The sequence below is a fragment of the Collimonas sp. genome, assembly GCF_035566555.1.
Taxonomy (GTDB): domain Bacteria; phylum Pseudomonadota; class Gammaproteobacteria; order Burkholderiales; family Burkholderiaceae_D; genus Collimonas.
The window spans coordinates 1-25,635 of the sequence record NZ_DATMRB010000123.1; the positions used below are offsets into that span (position 1 = coordinate 1).

25 protein-coding genes are annotated in these 25,635 nt (G+C 60.2%); 14 read left to right on the forward strand and 11 right to left on the reverse strand.

Translation table 11 applies throughout. From position 1 onward, the window contains the following. The 4 genes from VNZ65_RS15730 to VNZ65_RS15740 all read left to right on the forward strand — a co-directional run. Positions 1-1,909: NAD-glutamate dehydrogenase domain-containing protein (locus tag VNZ65_RS15730; RefSeq protein WP_325670598.1), on the forward strand; the 1,909-nt coding region annotated here is incomplete at its 5' end. A 92-nt stretch (positions 1,910-2,001) separates the two neighbouring features. Further along, positions 2,002-2,778 carry a crotonase/enoyl-CoA hydratase family protein gene (locus tag VNZ65_RS15735; protein WP_325670600.1) on the forward strand — a complete coding sequence of 259 codons (777 nt, stop codon included), beginning with the start codon at positions 2,002-2,004 and terminating at the stop codon, positions 2,776-2,778. A 193-nt stretch (positions 2,779-2,971) separates the two neighbouring features. Beyond that, positions 2,972-3,184, forward strand: coding sequence for a DUF4160 domain-containing protein (locus VNZ65_RS25380; RefSeq protein WP_414649144.1), 213 nt, complete (start codon positions 2,972-2,974; stop codon positions 3,182-3,184). Then, on the forward strand, positions 3,171-3,596 hold the full coding sequence (locus tag VNZ65_RS15740; RefSeq protein ID WP_325670602.1) for a DUF2442 domain-containing protein: 426 nt from the start codon (positions 3,171-3,173) through the stop codon (positions 3,594-3,596). The genes VNZ65_RS25380 and VNZ65_RS15740 overlap by 14 nt, the downstream gene beginning before the upstream one ends. Before the next feature lie 8 nt (positions 3,597-3,604). On the opposite strand, the gene VNZ65_RS15745 is transcribed toward VNZ65_RS15740, so the two are convergent. Next, the gene (locus VNZ65_RS15745) at positions 3,605-4,534 is read right to left on the reverse strand and encodes a LysR family transcriptional regulator (protein ID WP_325670604.1); all 930 of its coding nucleotides are present in this window, start codon (positions 4,532-4,534) and stop codon (positions 3,605-3,607) included. Between the two features lie 154 nt (positions 4,535-4,688). Here VNZ65_RS15745 and VNZ65_RS15750 point away from each other — a divergent pair, with 154 nt between their 5' ends. The 4 genes from VNZ65_RS15750 (at position 4,689) to oxlT (ending at position 8,501) form a co-directional block, all read left to right on the forward strand. Continuing rightward, positions 4,689-5,024, forward strand: coding sequence for a hypothetical protein (locus tag VNZ65_RS15750; RefSeq protein WP_325670606.1), 336 nt, complete (start codon positions 4,689-4,691; stop codon positions 5,022-5,024). Between the two features lie 161 nt (positions 5,025-5,185). Continuing rightward, positions 5,186-5,953 (forward strand): fumarylacetoacetate hydrolase family protein, encoded by a 768-nt coding sequence (locus VNZ65_RS15755; protein WP_325670608.1) that lies wholly within the window; start codon positions 5,186-5,188, stop codon positions 5,951-5,953. A gap of 46 nt (positions 5,954-5,999) precedes the next feature. Continuing rightward, on the forward strand, positions 6,000-7,010 hold the full coding sequence (locus VNZ65_RS15760; protein ID WP_325670610.1) for a 2-dehydropantoate 2-reductase: 1,011 nt from the start codon (positions 6,000-6,002) through the stop codon (positions 7,008-7,010). 174 nt (positions 7,011-7,184) lie between these two features. After that, positions 7,185-8,501 (forward strand): oxalate/formate MFS antiporter, encoded by a 1,317-nt coding sequence (gene oxlT, locus VNZ65_RS15765; protein WP_325670612.1) that lies wholly within the window; start codon positions 7,185-7,187, stop codon positions 8,499-8,501. A 272-nt stretch (positions 8,502-8,773) separates the two neighbouring features. Here oxlT and VNZ65_RS15770 read toward each other — a convergent pair whose 3' ends face one another. The 4 genes from VNZ65_RS15770 to VNZ65_RS15785 form a co-directional block, all read right to left on the reverse strand. Further along, a complete protein-coding gene (locus VNZ65_RS15770) occupies positions 8,774-8,947 on the reverse strand; it encodes a hypothetical protein (RefSeq protein ID WP_325670614.1) in 174 nt (57 codons plus the stop codon). Between the two features lie 267 nt (positions 8,948-9,214). Continuing rightward, positions 9,215-9,802: a C39 family peptidase gene (locus VNZ65_RS15775; RefSeq protein WP_325670616.1), complete on the reverse strand. Its 588-nt coding sequence runs from the start codon at positions 9,800-9,802 to the stop codon at positions 9,215-9,217. A gap of 26 nt (positions 9,803-9,828) precedes the next feature. Then, complete coding sequence (locus VNZ65_RS15780) at positions 9,829-10,569, reverse strand: hypothetical protein (protein WP_325670618.1); 741 nt, start codon at positions 10,567-10,569, stop codon at positions 9,829-9,831. 182 nt (positions 10,570-10,751) lie between these two features. Next, positions 10,752-11,360 carry a Crp/Fnr family transcriptional regulator gene (locus VNZ65_RS15785; protein WP_061946148.1) on the reverse strand — a complete coding sequence of 203 codons (609 nt, stop codon included), beginning with the start codon at positions 11,358-11,360 and terminating at the stop codon, positions 10,752-10,754. A gap of 145 nt (positions 11,361-11,505) precedes the next feature. Here VNZ65_RS15785 and VNZ65_RS15790 point away from each other — a divergent pair, with 145 nt between their 5' ends. The 5 genes from VNZ65_RS15790 (at position 11,506) to VNZ65_RS15810 (ending at position 17,106) form a co-directional block, all read left to right on the forward strand. After that, the gene (locus tag VNZ65_RS15790; RefSeq protein ID WP_414649145.1) at positions 11,506-13,269 is read left to right on the forward strand and encodes a thiamine pyrophosphate-binding protein; all 1,764 of its coding nucleotides are present in this window, start codon (positions 11,506-11,508) and stop codon (positions 13,267-13,269) included. A 54-nt stretch (positions 13,270-13,323) separates the two neighbouring features. Beyond that, the gene (frc, locus tag VNZ65_RS15795) at positions 13,324-14,574 is read left to right on the forward strand and encodes a formyl-CoA transferase (protein WP_061940463.1); all 1,251 of its coding nucleotides are present in this window, start codon (positions 13,324-13,326) and stop codon (positions 14,572-14,574) included. Positions 14,575-14,679: 105 nt separating this feature from the next. Next, positions 14,680-15,129 (forward strand): PAS domain-containing protein, encoded by a 450-nt coding sequence (locus VNZ65_RS15800; protein WP_325670623.1) that lies wholly within the window; start codon positions 14,680-14,682, stop codon positions 15,127-15,129. Positions 15,130-15,191: 62 nt separating this feature from the next. Then, positions 15,192-16,439, forward strand: a complete 1,248-nt coding sequence (gene frc / locus VNZ65_RS15805) for a formyl-CoA transferase (protein WP_325670625.1) — start codon at positions 15,192-15,194, stop codon at positions 16,437-16,439. Between the two features lie 208 nt (positions 16,440-16,647). Continuing rightward, positions 16,648-17,106 (forward strand): MoaF-related domain-containing protein, encoded by a 459-nt coding sequence (locus tag VNZ65_RS15810; protein WP_325670627.1) that lies wholly within the window; start codon positions 16,648-16,650, stop codon positions 17,104-17,106. Positions 17,107-17,200: 94 nt separating this feature from the next. Here VNZ65_RS15810 and VNZ65_RS15815 read toward each other — a convergent pair whose 3' ends face one another. Continuing rightward, positions 17,201-17,785, reverse strand: coding sequence for a helix-turn-helix domain-containing protein (locus tag VNZ65_RS15815; protein ID WP_325670629.1), 585 nt, complete (start codon positions 17,783-17,785; stop codon positions 17,201-17,203). A 377-nt stretch (positions 17,786-18,162) separates the two neighbouring features. On the opposite strand from VNZ65_RS15815, the gene VNZ65_RS15820 reads away from it, so the two are divergent. Further along, entirely contained in the window at positions 18,163-19,287 is a 1,125-nt protein-coding gene (locus VNZ65_RS15820; RefSeq protein WP_325670631.1) for an iron-containing redox enzyme family protein, read from the forward strand. 73 nt (positions 19,288-19,360) lie between these two features. Here the strand turns inward: VNZ65_RS15820 and VNZ65_RS15825 are convergent, their stop codons facing one another. The 5 genes from VNZ65_RS15825 to VNZ65_RS15845 form a co-directional block, all read right to left on the reverse strand. Then, positions 19,361-20,938 (reverse strand): aldehyde dehydrogenase (NADP(+)), encoded by a 1,578-nt coding sequence (locus VNZ65_RS15825; protein ID WP_325670633.1) that lies wholly within the window; start codon positions 20,936-20,938, stop codon positions 19,361-19,363. A gap of 45 nt (positions 20,939-20,983) precedes the next feature. After that, positions 20,984-22,294: a diaminobutyrate--2-oxoglutarate transaminase family protein gene (locus VNZ65_RS15830; RefSeq protein ID WP_325670641.1), complete on the reverse strand. Its 1,311-nt coding sequence runs from the start codon at positions 22,292-22,294 to the stop codon at positions 20,984-20,986. A gap of 126 nt (positions 22,295-22,420) precedes the next feature. Continuing rightward, a complete protein-coding gene (locus VNZ65_RS15835; protein ID WP_325670635.1) occupies positions 22,421-23,452 on the reverse strand; it encodes a fatty acid desaturase family protein in 1,032 nt (343 codons plus the stop codon). Between the two features lie 35 nt (positions 23,453-23,487). Further along, the gene (locus VNZ65_RS15840; protein WP_325670637.1) at positions 23,488-24,915 is read right to left on the reverse strand and encodes an FAD-binding oxidoreductase; all 1,428 of its coding nucleotides are present in this window, start codon (positions 24,913-24,915) and stop codon (positions 23,488-23,490) included. A gap of 5 nt (positions 24,916-24,920) precedes the next feature. Next, positions 24,921-25,463, reverse strand: coding sequence for a permease (locus tag VNZ65_RS15845; RefSeq protein WP_325670639.1), 543 nt, complete (start codon positions 25,461-25,463; stop codon positions 24,921-24,923). Positions 25,464-25,635 lie beyond the last annotated feature (172 nt).

The window sequence follows — 25,635 nt, forward strand, 5'->3', positions numbered from 1 at the left end:
GGATTTCACGGTGGTCGGCATCGGCGACATGTCGGGCGACGTGTTCGGCAACGGCATGCTGCTGTCGCGCCATATCAAGCTGCTGGCGGGCTTTGACCATCGCCATATTTTCCTTGATCCTGCGCCCGATCCGGCTGCGAGCTTTGCCGAGCGCGAGCGCTTGTTCGCCTTGCCGCGCTCCAGCTGGGCAGACTACGACAGCAGCCTGATTTCCAGCGGCGGCGGTGTTTTCCCGCGTACGCTCAAGACGATTCCGCTGACGCCGCAGGTGCAGGCCGTGCTTGGCGTCAGCGCCAGCGAACTGGCGCCGACCGAGCTGATACGTGCCATCTTGCTGGCCCCGGTTGACCTGCTTTATAACGGCGGTATCGGCACCTATATCAAGGCCAGCCGTGAAACCCATGCCCAGGTCGGCGACCGCACCAACGATGCGATCCGCGTCAACGGCGCCGAGCTCAACTGCAAGGTGGTAGCGGAGGGCGGCAACCTGGGCGCCACCCAGTTCGGCCGCATCGAGTTCGCGCAAAAGGGCGGCCGCATCTGTACCGACGCGATCGATAATTCGGCCGGCGTCGACTGCTCCGACCATGAAGTGAATATCAAGATCATGCTAGGCCTGATCGTCAGCGAAGGCGAGATGACCGAGAAGCAGCGCAACAAGCTGCTGGCCGAAATGACGGAAGAAGTCGGCTTGCAGGTGCTGACCGATAACTACTACCAGACGCAGTCGCTGTCGGTGGCAGGACGCCGCGCCGCCAGCCTGCTGGAGCCGGAGGCGCGCCTGATCCGCAGCCTGGAACGGGCTGGCCGGCTCGACCGCGTGGTTGAGTTCCTGCCGTCGGAAGAAGAGTGCGCCGAACGCAAGACCGCCAAGCAAGGCCTGGCGACGCCGGAACGGGCGGTACTGATGGCCTACAACAAGATGTGGTTGTATGAAGAATTGCTGGCCTCGGAGCTGCTGGCCGATCCGTTCATCGCCGCTTCATTGCCGGTCTACTTCCCGCGGCCGCTGCGCGAGCGCTATCCGGACGCCATGCGGCGCCATCCGCTGGCGCGAGAAATCATCGCCACCTATCTGGTCAATACTCTGACCAACCGGGTCGGCGCTACCTTTGTCTATCAGCTGGCCGACGAAAGCGGCGCCAATCCGGCCGATGTCGTGCGCGCCACCGTGATTGCGCGGGAAGTCTTCGGTTTTGAAGAAATCTGGCAAGACATCGATGCGCTCGATAACCAGGTGCCGGATGCCTTGCAGGCGCAGATGTTCGTCGATGTCGGCGGCCTGATCGAGCAGGCCAGCTTCTGGTTCCTGCATCGCCACGTACAGGAGGCCTCGATCGAAGCAACGGTGGCGCGGTTCCGCCAGGCCGCCGACCAGCTCGGACCGCAGCTGGTGTCGCTGCTGGCCGCCAGCGATGCGGAGGCGCTCAAGAGCAAGCGCGATGCACTGATCCAGGCTGGCGTCTCCGAACAACTGGCGCGGCGGGTCGCCAGCGCCCAGCTGATCGGCGCGGTGCTGGATATCGCGGAAGTCGCGGCCTCCACCGGGCGCAGCCTGGAGCTGGTGGCGGCAGTGTATTTCGCGCTCGATCTGAATCTGAATTTCGGCTGGATGCGTGAGCGGACCAGCGCCTTACCGGTGGATTCACACTGGCAGACGCTGGCGCGGACTGCCTTGCAGAGCGACCTGACCGGTTTGCAGCGCACCCTGACGGCCAAGGTGATCCAGTTGTCGCCGGCGCTGGAGCAGTCACAGGAAATGATCGAGACCTGGCAGGCCGCCAGCCGGACTCCGCTGGAACGTTATCGCCGCTTGCTGACCGATTTCCAGATGGGCGGCAATGTCGACCTCGCCATGCTGTCGGTGGCGGCACGGGAAATGCGGGCGATCGACGCCGCGACGAACTGAAGCGCGCAGGAAGTGCAGAAGCCGCGCAGCTGATCTTGCTGCGCTGCTTCTTGTAGTGCTCAAAGCAGACTGGTAAATAGAAAGGCGGCGCCATGCCCTCCATTTTATTCGAGACCGACGGCAGCATCTGCACCATCACGATGAACCGGCCGCACAAGCGCAATGCCGTCGACCGGCCGATGGCCGATGAATTACGCCGGGCGTTTGAACGCTTTGAAAGCGATGCCGCGCTGCGGGTGGCGGTATTGACCGGCGCCGGCGGCAATTTCTGCGCCGGCGCGGATCTCACTGCAATCGGTGATCCGGCGCTGCGCAACGAGCTCGATGCCGAAGGCGGCGGCAGCGGTCCGATGGGGCCGACCCGCATGGCGCTGTCCAAGCCGCTGGTGGCCGCGATCAATGGCTGCGCCGTAGCTGGCGGGCTGGAACTGGCGCTGCTGGCCGATCTGCGGGTCGCGGACGAAGACGCCGTGCTGGGTGTATTTTGCCGGCGCTGGGGCGTTCCCTTGATTGACGGCGGCACTGTCAGGCTGCCGCGCTTGATTGGCATGGGGCGGGCGCTCGACCTGATCCTGACTGGCCGTCCGGTGGCTGCCGCCGAGGCGCTGGCAATGGGCTTGCTCAACCGCAGCACGCCGGCCGGCGGCGCCTTGCCGGCGGCGCAGGACCTGGCGCGCCAGATCGCCGGTTTTCCTCAGCAATGCATGCTGACCGATCGCAGCTCCGCCTACGCGCAGTGGGATTTGCCGCTGGCCGAAGCGCTCAGGCGCGAAGGTGCGCATGGCGTGCCGATTGTGTTTGGCGAAGGTGAAGACGGTGCCGCCAGGTTCACGCTTGGCGCCGGACGCCACGGGCGCTTTGATGCCTGATGCTGGCGATTGAATATGCATTTACGGCAATTGCCATAAATACGCCTCTTGCTGCGCTGCGTTCCAGTAGTTTAGGGATTTTGCTTATATCGGCTTAGGGTAAGGTTCGAGCTTGCCCTGATACTTAGTAACCCAACTTGCTTGGGTTTTTGCTATAATGCCGACTATACTTGCAATTTTCTGACTGCGCGTAGTGGTTTACCCGAATGACCATCGTCCAGCGCATGTCCATGTCATAGGTAACGGTTGTGAAGCGGTGTTCAACCTGCACTGTCCATATGGACCACCAGAATTGCGAGAGAACTTTGGGTTTTCTCATAAGGAAGTCGCAAAGATAGCAAACAGGCTGGATATAAGTCTGGCGCGTCTTTGCCACGAATGGAGGCACTGGCATGGACATTACTGATAGTCAATTTGAAGCATCCAATCAACGGGCCGCAGGCAAGAAAGCCCTGTTCCCGGGCGTGGTGTCGGTCCGCTATGACCGCCGGGTAGCGCGCGTCGTTATCGTGCTCGCCTCCGGACTGGAACTGGCATTTTCTCCCAAGCAGGTGCAAGGACTGGAGCATGCGCATCCTGCGGAGCTGGCCGATGCCGAAATCTCGCCTTCGGGCCTCGGCATCCATTTTCCTCATCTGGATGCCGACTTATATTTGCCCTCGCTGCTGGAAGGTTTCCTGGGCTCGAAGCGCTGGATGGCGTCCGAAATCGGCAAAATTGGCGGCAAGGCATCTAGTGAAGCGAAAAGCAAAGCCGCTCGCGAAAACGGCAAGCTGGGCGGCCGTCCGAGAAAGAACAAGGAGCTGAGCGCAGCCTGAACGCTGCCTCAGCTTTGCCGCTTGTAGCGAGTGAATTTTTCGATCAAGGCAGCACCGTCGCTCATCAGGAAATTCTCAAACGCGATCGCCACCGGCGGCAGCTGCTTGTTCTGGCGATGCACCACGTACCAGTTCAGCATCGCCGGAAACCCTTCCACGTCCAGCACCACCAGATTGCCGACCTGCAGCTCCAGGCTGATGGTATGGACTGACAAAAAACTGATGCCCATGCCGGCGATCACCGCCTGCTTGATGGTTTCAAAGCTCTTGATTTCCATGGCGACGTTGATCTGCGCCAGCTGCTCGCCAAAACTCTCTCGCATCGACAGCCAGGTATCGGAACCGCGTTCTCGCACGATGAAGGACTCGCGCAGCAAACGTTTTCTTGAAATGTTCTTCTTGTGCGCCAGCGGGTGCTGGGGCGAGGCGACGATGACGTAAGGGTGGGGCGCAAATGCCTGCCGGATCATGCAGGCATCCTCCGGCGGCCGCACCATGATCGCCAGATCGGTCAGGTTGTCGTGCAGGCTGCGCAGCAATTCTTCACGGTTGTGGACTGTCAGCTTGAGACTGACGTTGTCGTGGCTGCGCTGGAATTCCGCCAGCAGGCGCGGGAAAAAATAATCGCCGGCGCTGATCACCGCAACATTTAGCCTGCCGCCGGCGACACCTTGCAGCTGCGCCATGGCGTCTTCGGTTTCGCGGAACTGCTGGATGATCATGCGGCCGTGGCGCAGCATTTCGATGCCGGCCGCAGTCAGGTAGATTTTCTTGCCAAGCTGTTCGAACAGCGGCAGGCCGGCGTGCTCTTCCAGCTGCTTGACCTGCAGCGAAACCGCCGGCTGGGTCAGGTGCAGCTCTTCCGCAGCGCGCGAATAACTGAGGTGGCGCGCCACGGCTTCAAAGGTTTTCAATTGGCGCAAGGTGGCGTTTTTCATTCTGCTGCTTGATGATGCATAAGTGATCGCTAATCGTTTTCCGTAAAAACTTTAACTGTTGCTAATCATTTGCTTTCCCTACCATGGCTTCAGCTCTGCACAACGCTGCAGATGAATCCAGGCGCTGCGGCGCCTCACTTGGAGGAAATGCATCATGGCTAGCATCACGATCGATCCGGCATTCATCGACCCATCCGAAGAAACCTCGCTGTTTGCCTATAACTCAGCCTTCCACGAACTCGGCCTGAGCTGGCACTGGGACCTCGATACCTACCACTCCTTGCTGGCGCGCGGCGCCGGCAAACACCTGGTCTGCGCCTATGTCGAGCTGCACCAGCCGCATTTGCTGAATGCCTATGATGCGGATTTCCTGAGCGGCGCGATTGAAAGCGCCAGGGCGCGCTGCCTGGAAAACCTTGCGGCTTGCGGCTCGCGCCCGGGCCTCAATGTCAACTGGGCGGAAGTGCAGCGCGCCGAAATCGGTATCTGAATAGTAGCCGCTATTGGCCGGATCCTGGCAGCCGGCGGCGACTAAAAAAACGGCAATCTTGACCACCGTCAAGGCTGGCGGCAACAAGTCCTCGCACAATCGGACCAGCCCGGCAAGCCATCGCCATAGCTGATCGTCGACGCTTTCCATGGAAGAAAAAAATGATACGACATTGGCTGCGCTTCATGCATCAAGACAATCTCCGCTTCGGCACGCTTGAGGGCAAGCGCATCCAGCTGTGGGATGGAAGCATGTTCGGCAACGCTCAAGCCAGCGGGGTGTATCTGGATCCCGGCGCCGTCGAATTGCTGACGCCGACCGCACCCAGCAAGGTGCTGGCGCTGTGGAACAACTTCGGCGCGCTCGGCGCCAAGCTGAATCTTGCGCCGCCGCCCGAACCCTTGTACCTGATCAAGGCGCCCAACTCCTACCTGAACCCGCAAGGGATCATCCGTTCGCCGGCGACGGTCGGCAAAGTGGTGTTCGAAGGGGAATTGGGGATCGTGATCGGCAAGACCGCCAGCCAGGTTGCGGAGCAGGATGCCGGCAATTACATCTTCGGCTACACCTGCGCCAACGATGTCACCGCGGCGGAAATCCTCAACCGCGACCCGACCTTTGCGCAATGGGTGCGCGCCAAGGGCTTCGATACTTTCTGCCCATTCGGCCCGGTGGTGGCCAGCGGGATCGACCCGCACGGGCTAAGAGTCAAGACCTGGCTGAACGGCGAGCTGCGGCAGGATTATCCGGTCAGCGACATGCTGTTTTCGCCGGCCCGGCTGGTCAGCCTGATTTCCAAGGACATGAGCTTGTATCCCGGTGATCTCATCTTGTGCGGCACCTCGGTCGGCGTCGGCTCGATGAAGCCCGGCAGCACGGTGGAAATCGAGATCGAAGGCATCGGCAAACTTGGCAACCGCTTTGAATAGCGTTGCGGCGCTTCCCTGATTTCTTACTTTCCAATATGGAGCAATCATGAAAATCGCAATTGTGGGAGCCGGGGCCATAGGCGGCTATGTCGGCGCCAAGCTGGCGCTGGCCGGAGAAGAGGTGAGCTTCATGGTGCGCGGCGCCAATCTGGAGGCGATCCGGCGCAACGGCATGCGGCTGATCATGGAAGACGGCACGGAACATGTGGCCGATCAGGTCGCGGCGAGCGACGATTACCGGAAGACCGGACCGCAGGACCTGGTGATCCTGGCGCTCAAGGCGCATCAGCTGGATGCCGTCGGCCACGAGCTGCATCACCTGCTGGGGCCGAAAACCAGCATCGTCACCATGCAGAACGGCATTCCCTATTGGTATTTCCATAAGACCGGCGGTGCCCTGGAAGGCTGCAGCCTGAAAATGGTGGACCCGAGCGGCAAGCTCAGCGAGCAGATCCCGCCGGCGCGCGTCATCGGCTGCGTGGTCTATCCGGCATCGGAACTGGTCGCGCCTGGCGTGGTGCGGCATTTCGAGGGTGAGCGCTTTCCCTTGGGCGAGCTGGACGGCTCGCACAGTGAACGCGTGCAGCGTATTTCAGCATCTTTTACCAAAGCCGGTTTCAAGGCCCCGGTGCTGGACGATATCCGTTCCGAAATCTGGCTCAAGCTGTGGGGCAACCTGAGCTTCAATCCGATCAGCGCCTTGACCCATTCAACCCTGGTCGATATCTGCCAGTTCCCTTTGACGCGCGAACTGGCCGCTGCATTGATGACAGAAGCGCAGACGATTGCGCACAAACTGGGCATCAGTTTCCGCGTGCCGCTCGACAAGCGCATCGCCGGCGCCGAAAAAATCGGCAAACACAAGACTTCGATGCTGAAAGATGTAGAGGCGGGGCGGGCGCTGGAGATCGATGCGCTGGTGGGGTCGGTGATCGAGCTGGGCCGCCTGACCGCGACGCCGACGCCGCAGCTGGATACGGTCTATGCGCTGGTGAAGCTGCTGGCCAAGACATTCGAAGAAGAGCGTGGGCAATTGCAGCTGCGAAGGGTGGCCTGAAGCCGGTACAAAACTAAATTTGCCAGCGGTGCACAATCTTGACCGGCGTCAAGGAATGGCCAGGAAAATCGCCCCAGAATCAGGCATCGCACCTATTGTGCGCATCGCCGCAATCCGTCAGCTGTCGCAACAGATAAAAATATAAGCAGCCTAAAATATCAGGAGACAAGACGCATGGAAACCAGCAATTCCAAGGGCGCCCCTAATCGGTGGATCCAACTGATTATCGGTATCATCTGCATGGGCTTAGTCGCCAATCTGCAATATGCATGGACCTTGTTCGTGACGCCGATGGATGCCAAGCATCATTGGGGACAAGCGGCGATTCAGCTATCGTTTTCAATTTTCATTGTGACTGAAACCTGGCTGGTGCCGATTGAGGGCTGGCTGGTCGACAAGTTCGGGCCGCGTCCGGTGATTGCCATCGGCGCCATTTTTGCGGCGGCCGGGTGGGTGATCAACTCGATGGCGACCAGCCTGTTCGAACTGTATGCGGCGGCGATCATCGCCGGCGTGGGCGCCGGTTGCGTCTATGGCACCTGCGTCGGCAATGCCTTGAAATGGTTTCCCGACAAGCGCGGCCTGGCGGCCGGGATGACGGCGGCAGGCTTCGGCGCCGGTGCAGCGGTGACAGTGATCCCGATCGCCAACATGATCCAGAGCTCCGGCTACGAACGCGCCTTCCTGTTCTTCGGCATCCTGCAGGGCGTCTGCATTTTCCTGCTGGCGATGCTGATGGTGCGGCCGGCGCCGCCGAAAGGCATCGTGGTGTCGAAGAAGCTGACCATGACCAAGATCGATTACAAGGCGGGGCAGATGATCCGGACCCCGGTGTTCTGGGTGATGTACGCGATGTTCGTGGCGGTAGCCGCCGGCGGCCTGATGGCCACCGCACAGCTGGCGCCGATCGCCAAGGATTTCGGCATCGCCAAGCTGCCGATCAGCTTGCTTGGCGTGACCTTGCCGCTGCTGACCATGACGCTCTCCATCGATAACCTGTGCAACGGTTTCACCCGTCCTTTATGCGGCTTCATTTCCGACAAGATCGGCCGTGAAAACACCATGTTCATCGTCTTTGTCGGCGAGGGAGTAGCGCTGCTCGGCTTGATGCAATACGGTCACAATCCTTACGCATTCATGGTGTTTGCGGCCTTGATATTCCTGTTCTGGGGCGAAATATTCTCCATCTTCCCAGCGATCTGCGCCGATACTTTCGGCAGCAAGTTCGCTTCCGGGAACGCCGGCACCCTGTACACCGCAAAAGGAACCGCCGCCTTGCTGGTGCCGCTCACCTCGGTGCTGTCGGCCGGCGGCGCCTGGAACCGGGTCTTCATCGCGGCGGCGGCAATTACCATCGCCGCCGGTCTGGCCGCCAAGTTCGTGCTGGCGCCGATGCGCAAGCGCTGGGTGGAACAGCCGGCGCCGGCTGCGGCGGTGCCGGCTAAAGAGACACACGGCGGGGCATCAGCGATCGTTGAACATTCGGCATAGACAATAATCAGCGCAGCGGCGGTTCTCACCGCTTCGTGCACCCCCTTCATGCAACTGCCTAGCTATTTTTCCGCCTTCCTCAGCTGATATAAGAAGGTCGCATAACTAAATTATGTTGCGGCACGGAAGTTCCGGTCGGCGAAGATGGCTTCGGGGCGCTCAGGAACCTTTGGTACAAACAAAAACAGCCAATCTCTGATTGGCTGTTTTGCATTGCTTTTCATATTACTGGCGCCGCCCAGGCGACGCTACTGCATCGGCGCTGGCCGGAATTACATGCCCCAGGTGTAGGCGGCGTCGGCCTTGTCGCTGGTGCTTTCCGCATCAAGCGATTCGCGCAGGTTGATGCCGAATACGGTAGCAGCCACGGCATACGCAACGCCTGCCACTTTTGCGGAAAAACCTGTGCTGTTCGCCGGGGTGAAGCTATTGGTTGCTGTCGTCATGGTGGTGCTCCTGTCAAAGTAGAAATCTTCTTTTGCTGCTTTGCATTATAGAGATTGAATAGTCCTTCCTCTAATGACATTATCCGATAACAGGTATGCCATCTGTCAATATCTTGCGCCGCAATATAGGCGAACAGGCCTGGAATACAACAACATTTCCGCTTTTAACAGGTGTCGTCTCGAAACAACGGCCTGGCCGTCTTGGAATGATTTCATCTGGGCAATTTGATCGGCTGCGATGTAGCCTCCGCAGCCGCGGCCTGCCTCCTATCCGTCGATGCTCATGCGTTGCGTGTGGGTCCATTGGTGATCGTAGTCCGATACGGTTGAGTCGTAGCTGCCGTAAGTCATGCCTTCGCCGGGCCAGGGATTCATGATGTACAGGTAATTCACGCCGTTCACGGTTTCGTAGCCGCGTCCAACCACGATATGGCCGCCGCCGCTGGTCCAGCCGTAGCGCATCACGAACGGCCGGCTGGCGTTGATGTCGCTGACCACGTGCGCCCACGACAGATAATTGCTCAGGGCCTTGTTGGGCACCCCCCAGTAGCTCAAGATGTCTTGCACGCTGCCGTTGTTGCCATACATGCCGTTGGGCTGGTTGGCCTGGCTGTTCCAGTTGAAGCGGCTGTTGCCGCAGGCGTAGCTGATGCCGAAGGCCCAGTTGACTATGCTGCATTGGCTTGGCGTTTTTCGGTAGAAATTCAAGACCGCTTTGCTAGAGCCGGCCCAGCACCATTCGCTGTGCTCCTGCGTGACCAGCGGCACGTTCAAGGTTTTCGAAGCGGCGAATGCCATGGACGTCATCAGCACAAGGCCGGCGCCCGCAATCATGCGGCGTAAAGTTGTATTCACGTTTACTCCTGGAATAGGTTTGAAGATCAGCGGAAGTTGGCGATATTCGCCTTGACGGCGGCGCGCAAGGATTCCGCAAACTGGCTGGCGTCCAGCAAGCCGCCGGCAGCGTTATCAGCGGTGCTGCCGGCTTTTCTGGCGTGCAGTTGCAGTAACAGCGCTTCGCGTGCCGACTGCAGCGGCGCGAAGCGGGGAGCGGCGCCGCCGCTCGATGCGACTTCAAGAAAATCAGAGCGAGCCTGGAAGACGCGGATAAAGCGCAAGTTGGAACGATTGGCGTTGCCGTAAAGCTGCATCAGGGCGTCGACATCCTTGGACAAGCCGGCGCCGCCGTAGGACGTGGTTTGCCATGCGCCGTTGAGCTTTTCCAGCGTCGCCAGTCCGATCGGACGACTGTCGCGGCTGATCAGGAAGCGCCAGACGCCGGTGGGCCTGGCCATGGCGCTGAAATCGCTGCGGGTCGCCAGGATGTCTTTCGGATCGACTGTGTAGACCGGGAAGCCGTAAGCGATGCGGGCATCTTTCAGGTCCTGGACGTCAGCGACGTCGAGCGGGAAACCCTCTGGCAACGTGCCGGCGTGGGCTTGCACCTGGTTTTGCACAAATTCCGCCAAACCGCGCGTGGCGGCGGCGCTGGCGTCGCTGCCTTCGGTTTGCTGAAGTTGCTGGAGTGTTTGCGCAGCGTTTGACTGTGCGTGTAACGAAGTATTCATGGCTAGCAGAGCGGCGCTCAGCATGAAAGCTTGGACGACGGGTTTAGCGTGCATCGTTGATTCCCTTTAGATTGTGATCGACAAGGTTAGTGGAAACGCGCTGCCTGGCTCCTGCATCCGGGTAGGGTGCATGGAGAACGGCGAGACGGCAGCGGCCGTACCAATCTAGGATGACAGGGAAGTTAAGACCAGCTGTCAGAGTTGACAGCGTGACAGCGCAGGAAGCAGGACGGCGCCTAGATTTTTCCCTGATGCTTCAGTCTGCTCAAGGTTTCGGCGGAAATGTTGAGGTAGGTCGCCAGCTCTTTTTTTGGGATGCGGTCGTAGAGTTCGGCGTGTTTGCGCAAGAACCTGTGTACGCGGCCCGGCGCATCCAGCAGATGCAGGGTGATGGTGTGCGCCATGATCTCGCTCATCAGACGCATTACTTCATATTCAAAGGTTTGCTTCAGCTGCGGATGGCGGTCCATGAAGGCGGCCCATTGCTGCAATGGCAGCTTGGCAACCCGCGCCTTGGATACGCAGACGATGCTGTAAGGCGCCGGCGTCTTCAGGCGCCAGGCGGCGTAGCTGGTCTCCATGTCGCGCTCGTCGGCGAAGCGCAGGATCATTTCCTTGGCTTGCTGGTTGGTGACGACACGCTTGAGTATGCCGTCCAGGATGAAATATTGCTCCATCTCGTGTACGCCCTGATGCAGCAGGATTTCACCTTTGCCGCCATCCACCACCACCAGGTGGGATTCGAGCTCAAGCATGTCACTCTCGCTCAAGCCTTTTAAAACATTGTTTTGACGCAGTTGAACGCGAATGATGTTTTTTTCTGGATGGTTTTCTATGAGGATCATGTAAGCAATTTGGTAATAGTCGGCAGCGCCCAAAGATGATGCGGCAAAACTTGACCGAGGTCAATGAAGAGCTAGGGTCGCCCTAGCTAATATGGCATCAAGCAAGGCAACAAGAAAACCCAAGAGACAACCGACAACAGGAGGAATGATGGCAGCTGTGATATCCGAGCCAAAAGTGGCAACTAGTACGACCGCTGACGATACGCTCAAGCGCAAGAGCCGGGAAGCCGGCGTAGTGTCGGGCGGCCATCTGGTGGCGCGGGCGTTGAAGAATGAAGGCGTGGATACCATCTTTACCCTGTGCGGCGGCCATATCATCGATATCTACGATGGCTGCATCGATGAGGGCATCCGCATCATCGACGTCCGCCACGAGCAGGTCGCTGCCCACGCGGCCGACGGTTATGCGCGCCAGACCGGCAAGCTGGGCGTGGTGGTCACCACCGCCGGCCCAGGCTGCACCAACGCCGTGACCGGCATCGCCACCGCCTTCCGTTCGGAAAGCCCGGTGCTGCATATCGGCGGCCAGGGCGGCATCACCCAGCACATGATGGGCTCGCTGCAAGACTTGCCGCACACTGAAATGATGCGGCCGATCACCAAATTCTCTGAAGGCGTGCGTTCCACCGAACGCGTGGCCGACATGGTGTCGATGGCGATCCGCGCGTGCTTTGCCGGGGCTCCCGGTCCGGCGTACCTGGAAATCCCACGCGACGTGCTGGACCGCGAAATCGAGATCAGCAAGGCAGTGATTCCAGCCGCCGGCCAGTATCGCGCTTCGGTCAAGTCGCTGGGCGACGTTGCCGATATCGAAAAACTGGCCGACATTCTGGTGCAGGCAGAACGGCCGGTGGTGCTGTACGGTGGCCAGGTCTGGTCTTCGCGCGGCCACAAGGAAGCGATCGACCTGGTGCGCGGCCTGGATATCCCGGCTTACTTCAACGGTGCTTCGCGCGGCCTGCTGCCGCCGGGCGATCCGCATCATTTCGACCGCACCCGCCGCGAAGGCTTCGACAAGGCCGACGTCATCCTGATCGTCGGCACGCCGTTCGACTTCCGCATGGGCTACGGCAAGCGTCTCGGCCTTAACGCCAAGGTGATCCAGATCGACCAGGATTACCGCACCGTCGGCAAGAACCGCGACATCACGCTCGGCCTGGTCGGCGATCCCGGCACTATCCTGGGCGCCTTGCTGCAAGCCGCCAGCGGCCGCATCAACAAGGGCGCGCATGAAAAACGGCGCGCCTGGATGAAGCAGCTGCAACAGCTGGAAGCGGTCGCCACGGAAAAATTGATGCCTTTGTTCAAATCGAACAGCGCGCCTATCCATCCCTATCGCGTGGCGTATGAAATCAACGAGTTCCTGAACGATGACACCATCTATATCGGCGACGGCGGCGACGTCGTCACTATCTCGGCGCAGGCGGTGCGTCCGCGCAATCCGGGGCAATGGATGGATCCGGGCGCGCTCGGCAGCCTGGGGGTCGGTACCGGTTTTGCAATCGCCGCCGGCCTGGCCAATCCGGAAAAGGAAGTGATGTGCTACTACGGCGATGGCGCCTTCAGCATGACGTCCTTCGACATGGAAACCGCCAACCGCTTCGGCGTGCCGTACATCGCCGTAATCGGCAACAACTCGGCGATGAACCAGATCCGTTACGGCCAGCTGGCCAAGTACGGCGAAGAACGGGGCAACGTCGGCAACCTGCTGAGCGACATCCCTTACGGCAAGTTCGCCGAAATGCTGGGTGGCCATGGCGAAGAAGTGCGCGATCCGGCGCAGATCGCCGGCGCCTTGCAGCGGGCGCGCGAAGCGGTGCGCAAGACGCGGCGCTGCGCCGTGGTGAATATCTGGGTCGATCCTGCCGTGTATGCGCCGGGCACCATGGCGCAAACCATGTACAAATGAGCCGGATTGCTGCAGGCGAACACACGCATTAGACCAATTGAACAGGAGTTTGAAATGAGCAAACCACTAGACGGCATCCGCATTATCGATTTTACCCACGTCCAGGCCGGCCCGGCGTGCACGCAATTGCTGGCCTGGTTCGGCGCCGATGTGATCAAGGTCGAGCGTCCCGGTTCCGGCGATGTCACGCGCTCCCAGCTGCGCGATATTCCGGATGTCGATGCCCTGTATTTCACGATGTTGAACAGTAACAAGCGTTCTTTGACGCTGGACACCAAGAAGCCGGAAGGCAAGCTGGTGCTGGAAAAGCTGATCAAGGAATCCGATGTGCTGGTGGAGAATTTCGGCCCTGGCGCGTTGGACCGCATGGGCTTTTCCTGGGAGCGCATCAATGAGCTCAATCCGAAAATGATCGTGGCCTCGGTCAAAGGCTTCAGCGATGGCCATCATTACGACGACCTGAAGGTCTATGAAAACGTCGCTCAGTGCGCCGGCGGCGCCGCTTCCACCACTGGTTTCTGGGACGGCCCGCCAACGGTCAGCGCCGCCGCCCTGGGCGACAGCAATACCGGCATGCACCTGGCGATCGGGATCCTGACCGCGCTGATCGGCCGCGACAAGACTGGCAAGGGACAGCGGGTTGCCGTGTCGATGCAGGACAGCGTGCTCAACCTGTGCCGCGTCAAGCTGCGCGACCAGCAACGGCTCGACCGTCTCGGTTTCCTGGAAGAGTATCCGCAATATCCGCACGGTACTTTCAGCGACGTGGTGCCGCGCGGCGGCAATGCCGGCGGCGGCGGCCAGCCGGGCTGGGTGCTCAAGTGCAAGGGCTGGCAGGAAGATCCGAATGCGTATATCTACTTCACCATCCAGGGTCATGCCTGGGCGCCGATCTGCAAGGCGATCGGCAAGGACGAGTGGATCGACGATCCGGCTTACAACACACCGAAGGCGCGCCAGCCGCACATCACCGAAATCTTCGATACGATTGAAGTCTGGCTGCAGGACAAGACCAAGTTTGAAGCGGTCGATATCTTGCGCAAATTCGATATTCCTTGCGCGCCGGTGCTGACCATGAAGGAACTGGCCAACGATCCGTCGCTGCGCGCCAGCGGCACCATCACCGAAGTCGATCACAAGGAGCGCGGCAAATACCTGACGGTAGGCAGCCCGATCAAGTTCTCTGACCTGACGCCGGAAATCACGGGTTCGCCTTTGCTGGGCGAGCATACCGACGAGGTATTGGCCAGCCTCGGTTACAGCGCCGGACAGATTGCGGAATTGCATAGTGCGCAAGCAGTTTGAGGATGCGGCAATGACGGCTGGATAGTCAGCACAGCAGCGGCGCCCACCTCGGGCGCCGTATTTGTTTGGATATTACGGTTTGGAAAATCTGAAAGGAACAGCGTCATGTCTAGCGCAATCGATCTGGATCAGCTGGTGCAGGCAGTCGGCGACGCCATCGTGATTTCCGATGCCGGCGGCGCCATCACTTTATGGAATCCGGCGGCGGAGCGCATGTTCGGCTTCAGCCAGCAGGACGCGCTGGGAAAATCGCTGGACCTGATCATTCCCGAACGCCAGCGCCAGCGCCATTGGGACGGTTATCAAAAGACCATGGAGAGCGGAGTCACACGTTACGGCAACGATGTGCTGCGGGTGCCGGCGGTGCACAAGGACGGCCATACATTGTCGATCGCATTTACCGTGGCGCTGCTGCGCACGCCGGCCGGCAAGGTGGCAGCAATTGTCGCCGTGATCCGCGACGAAAGCAGCCGTTTCGCCGAAGACCGCGCCTTGCGCAAGCGCCTGGCGGAATTTGAAGCCAGGCTGGCGGCGCAAGTAGCGGAATCCGGCTAACATCACCCTTGCTGCAGCACCAGAAGCATGGTGACGACGATAAATATAAACAGGAGATTTTCATGAGCAAAGCACTGGATGGCGTGCGCATTCTCGATTTCACCCATGTCCAGTCCGGACCGACCTGCACCCAGCTGCTCGCCTGGTTCGGCGCCGACGTGATCAAGGTCGAGCGGGCCGGCGAGGGCGACGCGACGCGCGGCCAGCTGCGCGACATTCCCGGCGTCGACAGCCTGTATTTCACCATGCTCAACCATAACAAGCGTTCCATCACGCTCGACACCAAGAATCCGAAAGGCAAGGAAGTACTGGAAACCCTGATCAAGGATTGCGACGTGCTGGTGGAAAATTTTGCGCCCGGTGCGCTCGACCGCATGGGCTTCAGCTGGGAACGCATCCAGGAACTGAATCCGCGCATGGTGGTGGCCTCGGTCAAGGGCTTCGGCCCCGGCAAGTACGAAGATTGCAAGGTCTATGAAAACGTCGCCCAGTGCGCAGGCGGCGCGGCATCGACGACCGGCTTCGACGACGGCCCGCCGATGGTGACCGGCGCCCAGATCGGCGACAGCGGCACCGGTCTGCATCTGGCGCTGGGGATAGTCAGCGCGCTGTACCAGCGCCACAGCAGCGGCCGCGGCCAGAAGGTGCTGGCGCCGATGCAGGATGCCGTGCTCAACCTGTGCCGGGTCAAGCTGCGCGACCAGCAGCGGCTGGAACGGACCGGCACCATGCACGAGTATCCGCAATACCCGGACAGCAAGTTCGGCGAGGCCGTGCCGCGCGCCGGCAACGCCTCCGGCGGCGGCCAGCCGGGCTCGATCCTGAAGTGCAAGGGCTGGGAAACCGACCCTAACGCCTACATTTATTTCATCACTCAGGGCGCGGTCTGGCCGGCGGTGTGCAAGGTAATCGGCGAGGAGGGCTGGATTACCGACGAAGCATACGCCACGCCGGCGGCGCGGCTGCTGCACCTGAAGCCGATCTTTGCCCGCATCGAGCAATGGACCATGAGCAAGACCAAGTTCGAGGCGATGGATATCCTGAACCAATACGATATTCCTTGCGGTCCGATCCTGTCGATGAAGGAAATCGCGGAAGAGCCATCGTTGCGCGCGACCGGCACGATCGTCGAAGTCGATCATCCGACCCGCGGCAAATATCTGACAGTAGGCAACCCGATCAAGATGTCGGACAGCCCGACCGAGGTAACCCGCTCGCCGCTGCTGGGCGAGCATACCGAAGAAGTGCTGGCGCAGCTGGGTTATGGCAAGGATTACATTGCCATGCTGCGCGAAGAAAAGGTGATCTGATTATTTCGGCTTTCGGCTAAACAGGCCCCGGAACCGGCCATCTATCGGCGCCGGGAACTTTTGTCTGCTTTCATTTTCAGTGCCCGCCAGCTGCGGTGTCCGGCCCGCGCGCGCTTACATTTTTGCCCTATCTCAATAATATTTCTGGATATACTTCCCCCGTCGTAGTTGACACAACATTTCATAACAATCAAACCGGGGGGATTAAATGCTGTTGAAATCATATGTAAAGATTGTGTTTTTTGTCACATTGCAACTGGGGCTGGCGCTGCACGCGTCAGCCAAGGACGCTGATCAGCCGGCGGCGCAGGCGAGCGTGAGCGATAGTGCGGTCGGCCCTAGCGCGGCGGATTTTCCGGCGGCTGGCAAGGCAGTGGAAGTGGTGTTTGGCGATGCGATCATCGATTTGAACTTCAAGGATCTTACTACTTTATCAATCTACTGCCGCTCGGGCATCTTCAAGGGCATCACCGAGGTAGTGCAATACACGGCGGTCAAGATTCGTCCGCAAGTCTACATGGTGTACTGGCACGAACCGGATTCGAAGCTGAACGTGGTGCATGTGGAAGATTTCGAGCACGGCACGGTGTATACCAACGTGTCCTATCCCGACGGTAAACTTGTGAATTTCAAGGGCACTATAAAGATTGTCGGAAACGCAAAATAATTTTCTTGCAGCAATGGCAAGATCAGGCATTTGAGGTGGGATTTGGCAGAGAGCCGGCCGCTGCATTCCTGGCCGGCTCTCTGTAAGGGGCGTTTTAAGCGGTCTGCAGCTTTGAGTGCTCCAGCAGGACGATCTCCTGGGCCACGCTCCAGGCATCGTTGGCGGCATTCTTGCGGCCGGCGACGTGCGCCGCCAGTGTGGCGCCGTCGAGCAGCATGACTACTTGGCGCGCCAGCTTGGTGGCGACGGTTTTCCCTACCAGCGGTTCCAGTACATTCTTGACCTGGTCGGTCAGGCCTTTCTTCTGGCTGGCGGCGGTGCGCAGGATGGCGTTGTCCGAACCGTGGAATTCCGCCGCTGCCGCTGCAAACATGCAGCCGGTGAAATTGACTTCGCGGAACCACTTGTCGTGCCACATGAAGACGCCATGCAGCTTGTCCATCGGCGTTTCGAATTTTTCGAGAAACAAGGAGAGCGAATTCGCGCACATCGTCATGCGTTCTTCCAATACCTCCACCACCAGCTCCTTTTTCGATGGAAAGTATTTATACAGTGTCATCTTGGCGACGCCTGCTTCCGCCAGGATGCGGTCTATGCCCACCGCATGATAACCATCTTGAGAGAAGAGCCGCGTTGCCGTATCAATAAGTATCTGTCGTTTTTCTTTCATACGGGTCATTGATTAGGTGTAAGTTACGTGAATGGTTACGCAAATAAGCATGCGATAGGCCGGTAGCGCAAACATGGCAAAGCGGCTGCCGGACGTGATCTGCTGCAATTGGTACAGTGTACAGTACGGTATATTATCTCAGTATTTGTTGTCGCGGATACAAGTTGACTTTCGGCAGTGAAAACTGGCTGGCAAGCGTTGTAAAACGGTGTTGCAACACTATCATCGGCACTTATCCCAGGCTCTGATATTTCAATTATATGACAGACCTGTCTGTTTAAATTTAGGATATTATAAAAATTTTGTAGCCGGCTTTTCAGCCGCTTGCACAAAAATTAAGGGTGGCAATGGCAGTCACGGTTTAAACACTATTCTGAGGAAGTTACATGAGTTATCCGACCGTAGCGAATTCGCAAGTCACAGAAGCGTTTCATGCAGTAAATCTTCATCAAGACGTCTATCAAAGCCTTCGACAGCCTTATTCCGAGCTTCCTCTCGATACTATCGTCTCCATGCTGGTCGCCGATCCAGAGCTGGAAAGCCGTTTCGACAACGACCGCGAGCTGTTCGAACTGCTGATGCACAAGGTGCGCTCCACGCTGGCCAAGGCCCTGGCGACAGATGACGACACAGCTTTGTGCCTGGTGCACCGGACGCTGTTCATCTTGCTGGACATGCACGTGGCTTCGGCGACCAGTTTCGCCGCCGCCAATCAATCCAATCATTACCTGCAGCAGATGCGCAACGAGATCGAAAGAGCGTGGCTGGCTTCCGGCGATTCGTCGCCGCTGGCGCGCATCAGCGCCGACATGCCGCTCACCGATGCCTTGCGCTTTCTGTGGAGCGAACATACCGTCTCCAACCATCCTTTGTTTGACTATCTCGAGACCACGGCTTCGCACGGCCAGTTCGTCGAATTTTTCCGTAGCGATGCGGCGCTCAACATCCGCTTCTTCGATCTGATCGCCTTGATACTGGTCGGCTCGGACGAAATCACGCGCAAGGAACTGGTGCAGAACCTGTGGGATGAATCGGGCAACGGCAATTCCACCCGCAGCCACGTCAACCTGTTCCGCAAGCTGCTGGACATGGTCGGCGCTGAAAACGTCGAAGACAATCATGCGTCGTCGCTCGGCTGGCAAGGACTGGCAGGACATAATCTGTTCATGCTGACCTGTCTGCAGCGCAAGCATTACTTCAAGGCGATCGGCATCATGGCGATCACCGAGCTGCTGGATCCGCGCCAGTATGAAAAACTGGTGCACGGCTGCCATCGCATCGGCCTGGGCAAGGAAGGCGAAGTCGATTACTACAAGGAACATATCAGCATCGATATCGTCCATGCGCAGGGCTGGCTGGAAAACGTGATTGTGCCGCTCGATGCGAAATACCCTGAAGCGCGCGGAGAAATCCTGCAAGGCGCCATGCTGCGCCTGAATACCTGCCAGGATTATTACGACGCATTGCTCAGCATGCTGCAAGTGCATGCGCCGGTAGCCAAACAGGCCTGACCGGTACGGCAGGTTCGCAGCAGGCAAGGCCGTCAACCGGCATTCCGGTTGACGGCCTTGTGCGTTAACGGCGTCAGGCACGGATGCATTCGCCGTTGAGGATGCGCCACAAGCCCAGCGGATTTTCATCCCGCAACTCCAGCGGCATCAGTACCGCCGGCAAATCCTGATAGCAGACCGGCCGCAGGAAACGTTCGATGGCGGTCGCGCCGACTGCCGTGCTGCGGCTGTCAGAGCTGGCCGGAAACGGCCCTCCGTGCACCATGGCATGCGACACTTCGACGCCGGTCGGGTAAGCGTTGACCAAGATGCGGCCGGCCTTGCGTTCCAGGGTTGGCAACAATCTCCGCGCCAGATCATGGTCGGCGCTGTCCATATGCAAGGTCGTCGTCAGCTGGCCGGAAAGATATTCCGCGACGGCCTGCATTTCTTCTGCATTCCGGCAGGCGACAATCAAAGCGCTGGGGCCGAAGTTTTCGTCTTCCAGCTGTGGCGTTGTCAGGAAAGTGGCGGCGTCGGTAGCAAACAAGGCCGCTTGCGCCGAACAGCCGCTCTTGGCCGTCAATCCTTTACCCAGCATCCTGACGCCGGCCATCTCGTTCAGGCGGCCAACGCCATTGGCATAGGCGCTGCTGATGCCGGCCGTCAACATGGTGCCGGCGCCCTTGTTTTGCAGGGCGCCGACGGCAGCCGCCTGGAATTGCTGCAGTGCTTCACCGTCTATCGCCAGCAACAGGCCGGGACTGGTGCAGAACTGCCCGACTCCCGTCACCAGCGCTTCCACGAAGCCGGCGGCAATGTGCGGGGCACGGGCGGCGAGCGCGGCTGGCAGCAGGAACATCGGATTGATGCAGCTCATTTCCGCAAACACTGGAATCGGTTCGCGCCGCAGCGCGGCGGCACGCATCAAGGCCAGGCCGCCATGACGTGAACCGGTGAAAGCCACCGCCTTGAGCGCCGGGTGGCTGGCCAGGGCCTGGCCAAACTGGTTGCCGTCGCCGATCAGCAGCGAGAACACGCCTTCCGGCAAGTGGCAGCTGGCGACGGCCGCCTGGATCACGCGGCCCACCAGTTCCGAAGTGCCGAGATGGGCGCCATGGGTCTTGACTATCACAGGGCAGCCGGCGGCAAGCGCCGCCGCGGTATCGCCGCCGGCGACCGAAAAGGCCAGGGGAAAATTGCTGGCGCCGAATACCGCCACCGGCCCCAGCGCGATCTTGCGCAACCGCAGATCGGGCCGCGGCGGAATCCGTTCAGGCAATGCCGAGTCCAGCGTAGCGCCCAGGTATTGACCGCTGCGCGCGATGCCGGCAAACAGGCGCAGCTGGGCAACGGTGCGGCTACGCTCTATCATCAGGCGCACCGCGGGCAGGCCGGTTTCCTGAGATGCGCGTGATATCAGCTCCGCGCCCAGCGCCAGGATGCCGCTGGCGATAGTTTCCAGGAATTGCGCACGCTGTTCCGCATTGCGGGAGCGATAGTCATCGAAGGCTTGCTGCGCCAGCGTGCAGGCCAGATCGATTTCTGCCGCACCGCCGGCGCCGAAATCCGGGCCGAATTTTTCATTGCTGGCCGGATTGACCGCTTGCAGAGAAGCTGTGGTTCCGCGCACTGCACGCTGGCCGATCAGCATGTCGCCGCTGAGCGTCATCGCCGCCTCTCAATCTTCAATATGTCAGTGAATTTCATGAGCGCTTCAACCGAGTGCTTCTTCAATCGAGCGGCTCAGCTTGTCGATCGCCTCGTCAAGCTCCTGCTCCGAAATGATCAGCGGCGGCAGCAAGCGCAGCACTGCCGAATGACGGCCGCCGGTTTCGATGATCAGGCCGTTGGCCAGGCAGCGCTGCTTGATGGTGCGGGCCATGGCGCCGTCGGCCGGATAGCTGCCGATCGCGTCCGGCGCGGCGTCCGGCGCTATGACTTCGATGCCCCACATCAGGCCGCGGCCGCGGATGTCGCCGAGGATGGAGAAGCGGCATGCCAGTTCGCGCAGGCGGGTCTCCAGGTAGTTGCCCTTGGCGCGCGCTTGCGCTACCAGCTGCTCGGCCTGTATCACTTCCAGGCAGGCGGCGCCGGCCACCATGGCGATCTGGTTGCCGCGGAAGGTGCCGGCATGGGCGCCGGCTTGCCAAGTGTCGTATTTTTCGTGATACAGCAGCATCGACAGCGGAAAGCCGCCGCCGACCGCCTTGGAAATCACGCGGGCATCGTGCCGGATGCCGTAGTGATTTCCAAGGCGGTCGGCGGTGCGGCCGAAGCCGGTCTGGATTTCATCGATGATCAACGGAATATCCAGGCGCGCGGTAATCTCGCGAATGCCGCGCAGCCATTTGGCTGAGGCTGGAATCACGCCGCCTTCGCCCTGGATCGCTTCGACGATCATGGCGGCAGGCGCCGTGACGCCGCTTTCAGGGTCGGCCAGCATGCGTTCGATATACGCCAGCGAGGTGTCGTCCGACTGTTCGCCGCCCAGGCCGAACGGGCAGCGATAGGAATAGGGATAGGGCAGGAAATGCACATCCGGCATGATCGACGCCACCTGGCGCTTGGCGGTCAGGTTGCCGGTCAGCGCCAGCGCGCCGGCGGTCATGCCGTGATAGGCGCCGTGAAACGCCAGTACCGTGCGGCGGCCGGTGGCGGTCTTGAACAGTTTCAACGCGGCTTCCACAGCATCGGCGCCGCTCGGGCCGCAGCTCTGGAAGCGTACGTGCCGGGCGAATTCCGGCGGCAGGCACTCCAACAGCTTGACCAGGAAGCGATACTTGGCCGGCGTCGTCATGTCCAAAGCCTGCAAGACATGTCCCGACTGCAGGAATTCTTTGACCTTGGCCAGGATATAGGGGTGATTGTGGCCGGTCGCCAGGGTGCCGGCGCAAGACAGGCAATCGAGATAGTCCTTGCCGGCGTTGTCGGTGACGCGCGCCAGGCGGCCTTTTTCAATCACCACGCCGATCGAGTTGGCGTAGGTCCGCGCGCCCGATTCGCGGGCCTTGACAAAGGCATACATCTCGTCCTGCGACGGAGCGCTGTCGTCGATCTCGAAATCCGCATCGAAGCGGGTAGCCAATTCGGAAACTGCCATGAGTGCACCTATATAGAGTTAACGTTCATCAAATAAATTGCCGCCGCCACATCATTCCAGCATGGTGTCGATCAAGCCCCCGTTCCTGCCGAAATACCGTGGCCACAGGCTGGCCTCGGCGCGGAACCCTTCGTCTTTCATCAAAATGGCGTGCATTTTCGGTAAGTTGTACAAAGGCACGGCAGGAAACAGATGGTGGGCGACGTGATAGTTGATGTTGAGCGGCGCCAGCGCCAGCCGCTCCAGCCAGCTGCCGTCAACGTGGCGGGTGCGTTCCAGCTCGCGCTCGTTCTGCGCCAGGTCGTGTTCCGCGATGATGCGGATACGGGTGAACGCCAGCGTCAGGGTAAACATCGGCAGCAGCCACAGCAGCAGGAAACTAGGCCAGGCCTCCAGCACAGTGACCAGCGCTGCGGTACATAGCCAGAACGTGATGAACTGGAGGCGCTCCGACGTGCTCAGCATTTTTTCGCGATTGTCGAAAACGAAGGCCCAGCCGGTCCAGTACCGGATCACCGGCCACCAAGAGCGCAGATGCAATCCGCACAGGTCGCCCAGCAAGATGCGGTAGAAGGCCTGGCGCGGCTTGGGGAAACTGTAATTGTCGTCCGCCACCAGGCGTACCCAGTATGGATCGTTCGGCTTGTTGGTGAACAAATGGTGCGGCAGGTGCCCGCGCCGATAACTTGAGGTGACCATGCCGGTCGGGAAAGCGCACAGCCAGTTGCTGGCGATCTCATTCAGCATGGCGTTCTTGAACAGGCGGTGATGGGTGGCGTCATGCATGATGACGCCCAACGCATGCTGCTTGCAGGCCAGCACAAAGCCGGACAATACGAACAGGACGACCACCGCCAGCAAGCCGGCGGCAGACAGTTCGCACAATCCCGCCCACAGGCCGTCTTCGCCGCTGAGCAGTGCCACGGCATAGGCCGGCAGCGCCAGCGCAGCGGCAATCACCAGCCATTGCCGAGCGATCATCCACGCGCTCTTGAAGGGGTTCAAGTTGTTCAGCAAACGTGCCTGCGCTGCATATTTGTTACGGTAGCTGGCAGCGCTGTTTTTTTCCATGTGACCTGGCATGACGACAACTCCTGTCCTGACTGCTGAATTCAATGTTAGGAATAGCGGTAACGTCCCAATACCGCTTGCGGATCCATCAAATGCTGCAAAGCCGCGCTGATTTGCTTCACTTTCGGGGCGGTGTATTTCCGGTAATACGGCGCATTCAAGGGGCCGACCCCATGTTCGGCGCTAAAACTGCCGCCGTGTTCGCACACCAGCTGATAGATGGCGCTGCGCAGCGCGACGATTCTGGCGATGCCATAGCGCTCGATCTGATCATGCGGCAGCAGTACGATCAGATGGCAGCCGCCATCGGCAAAATGGCCGAAATCGTAGAGCTGCAGCTGCGGATGCTGGCGCTCCAGCCATTGCGCGGCCGCAGCGCGGAAGGCCGCCAGCTGCGAGCGTGGGAAAGCGACATCGAAAGACAGCGGCAGGCCTTCCCTGGCGATGGCCAGCGGCAGGTTGTCACGCAGCGGCCAAAAGCTGTCCGTTCGCCCGAACGCTGCGTTGGCGATTTGCGCGCGGCCATATAGCCGTTCCAGCAAGTGTTCGGCTTGTTGCGCCAGCAGTTGGTCGAGGCCGGGCATGCTGCTGGCAATTTCGACCAGGGCGTAACATGTGGCCGAGGCGTCGAAGGGATGGCGCAAGGCTGGAAAATTGCGCAGGGTGATGTCAAGCGCCGCTTCGGAGATGACCTCGAAGGCGCACAGCAGATCGCCGAAGGTCTGTTCGAAGGCTAGCAACACCTCAAGCGCGGCGGCATGGCCGGGCAGGGCGAGGAACAAGGTCTGGCTCGACTGGTCGATGCGTTTCAGATCCAGCGTGGCCGCGGTAATGATGCCGAAGGCGCCGCCGGTGCCGACGAACAGCTGCTTGAGATCGACGCCGGTATTGTTCTTGCGCAGCGGCGCCAGCAGCTCGATCACGGTACCGTCGGCGTCCGCCAGCACCGCCTCGATGCCGAGCAGGTTGTGGCGCACGTCGCCATGCCGCAGCAGGCGGCTGCCGCCGGCATTGGCGCCGATCAGGCCGCCGACGGCAGGATCGCTGCCGATATCGATCGGAAAATAAAGACCGTGCGGCTCCAGCTGGCGGTTCAATTCCGACAGCAGGACGCCGGCCTCGGCGATGACGCTGCGGTTAGCCGGATCTATGCTGCGGACCTGCCGCATGCGGGACAGCGAAACGATTACCTGGCTGCCGGAACCATCTGCTATCGCGGCGCCCACCAGTCCGCTACGGTTGCCTTGGGCAATCAGCCGTATGCCATGGCGCACGGCGGCGCGCATGATGGCGCTGAGCGCTGCGGTGTCGCGCGGCAGGACTACGGCGGCAGCCTTGCCGCTGCAGTTGGCGATGTCGCTTTCATAAGGAGCGCATGCCGTACCCGCTGTCAGGATATCCGCCGCCGGCAGGCCGGCCAGTTCCACCAGGAAGCCGTCCAGCGCCGAGGCCGGCATGATCGCTGCGCTTTGCATGTCTATCAAGCCGGTGTTGCCAGGCGCTTGCCAAGCTGGCCGCGCACCAGCACCAGCACCACGATTGGCAGCACGCCACCCAGCAGAGCGCTATGCCTGAAAGCCAGGGAGACAGCGACCGCGATCGCGGCAGTAATCAGCAGCAGCAGCGAGAGCTGGCGGATGCGTGCGCGGTTGCTGCTGATTTCGCCGATAAAGCCGAGCGGTGAAAACAGCGTGGCGGCGATGCCGACCACGAACACCGAAGCCAGCACCGGCGCCGCCCCCAGATCTTGTCCCCACACTTGCACCGCGCTTTCCGAGATCGCCGCCAGCAGCGCGCCGACCAGCAGATAGAGATCGACGCCGAGGGCGATCCAGTGGCCGGCACGGCTATTGATCAGCCAGATCATGTGGGGAATCGCCAGGATGCCGCCGATCACATACGCGGTTTCCCAGCGCACGCCGGCTTCGCCCGGGCCAAAACGGCCATACAGCAGGAACAGGATCACGGGAATGAAGGCGGCGGCGTTGAACAGGTAAGCGCGGCTTAGTTTGCTGACGGACATGGATGTTTCTTTCTATAAAGTGCAATGAAAAAAGAATCGGCGGATCAGTTCTTGTGCCAGCGGAACAGGAAGCTGGATGCCGTCAGGAACAGCGTGGTCCAGGCTGTCATGGCCAGCAGCGGCAGCCACAGCGCCGGCAGCGAGACGCCGTCGATCATGACCTGGCGCAGTA

Bases quoted from the DNA above. Each gene is read 5' to 3' on its own strand.
- VNZ65_RS15750 (WP_325670606.1), top strand. From the start codon at position 4,689: ATGGCTAGCATCACGATCGATCCGGCATTCATCGACCCATCCGAAGAA.
- VNZ65_RS15755 (WP_325670608.1), top strand. From the start codon at position 5,186: ATGATACGACATTGGCTGCGCTTCATGCATCAAGACAATCTCCGCTTC.
- frc (WP_325670625.1), top strand. From the start codon at position 15,192: ATGAGCAAAGCACTGGATGGCGTGCGCATTCTCGATTTCACCCATGTC.
- VNZ65_RS15845 (WP_325670639.1), bottom strand. From the start codon at position 25,463: ATGTCCGTCAGCAAACTAAGCCGCGCTTACCTGTTCAACGCCGCCGCC.
- VNZ65_RS15780 (WP_325670618.1), bottom strand. From the start codon at position 10,569: ATGCACGCTAAACCCGTCGTCCAAGCTTTCATGCTGAGCGCCGCTCTG.
- VNZ65_RS15810 (WP_325670627.1), top strand. From the start codon at position 16,648: ATGCTGTTGAAATCATATGTAAAGATTGTGTTTTTTGTCACATTGCAA.
- oxlT (WP_325670612.1), top strand. From the start codon at position 7,185: ATGGAAACCAGCAATTCCAAGGGCGCCCCTAATCGGTGGATCCAACTG.
- frc (WP_061940463.1), top strand. From the start codon at position 13,324: ATGAGCAAACCACTAGACGGCATCCGCATTATCGATTTTACCCACGTC.
- VNZ65_RS15740 (WP_325670602.1), top strand. From the start codon at position 3,171: ATGGACATTACTGATAGTCAATTTGAAGCATCCAATCAACGGGCCGCA.
- VNZ65_RS15745 (WP_325670604.1), bottom strand. From the start codon at position 4,534: ATGAAAAACGCCACCTTGCGCCAATTGAAAACCTTTGAAGCCGTGGCG.
- VNZ65_RS15840 (WP_325670637.1), bottom strand. From the start codon at position 24,915: ATGCAAAGCGCAGCGATCATGCCGGCCTCGGCGCTGGACGGCTTCCTG.
- VNZ65_RS15825 (WP_325670633.1), bottom strand. From the start codon at position 20,938: ATGACGCTCAGCGGCGACATGCTGATCGGCCAGCGTGCAGTGCGCGGA.
- VNZ65_RS15760 (WP_325670610.1), top strand. From the start codon at position 6,000: ATGAAAATCGCAATTGTGGGAGCCGGGGCCATAGGCGGCTATGTCGGC.
- VNZ65_RS15815 (WP_325670629.1), bottom strand. From the start codon at position 17,785: ATGACCCGTATGAAAGAAAAACGACAGATACTTATTGATACGGCAACG.
- VNZ65_RS15830 (WP_325670641.1), bottom strand. From the start codon at position 22,294: ATGTATGCCTTTGTCAAGGCCCGCGAATCGGGCGCGCGGACCTACGCC.
- VNZ65_RS15785 (WP_061946148.1), bottom strand. From the start codon at position 11,360: ATGATCCTCATAGAAAACCATCCAGAAAAAAACATCATTCGCGTTCAA.
- VNZ65_RS15790 (WP_414649145.1), top strand. From the start codon at position 11,506: ATGATGGCAGCTGTGATATCCGAGCCAAAAGTGGCAACTAGTACGACC.
- VNZ65_RS15835 (WP_325670635.1), bottom strand. From the start codon at position 23,452: ATGCCAGGTCACATGGAAAAAAACAGCGCTGCCAGCTACCGTAACAAA.
- VNZ65_RS15735 (WP_325670600.1), top strand. From the start codon at position 2,002: ATGCCCTCCATTTTATTCGAGACCGACGGCAGCATCTGCACCATCACG.
- VNZ65_RS15820 (WP_325670631.1), top strand. From the start codon at position 18,163: ATGAGTTATCCGACCGTAGCGAATTCGCAAGTCACAGAAGCGTTTCAT.
- VNZ65_RS15800 (WP_325670623.1), top strand. From the start codon at position 14,680: ATGTCTAGCGCAATCGATCTGGATCAGCTGGTGCAGGCAGTCGGCGAC.
- VNZ65_RS15770 (WP_325670614.1), bottom strand. From the start codon at position 8,947: ATGACGACAGCAACCAATAGCTTCACCCCGGCGAACAGCACAGGTTTT.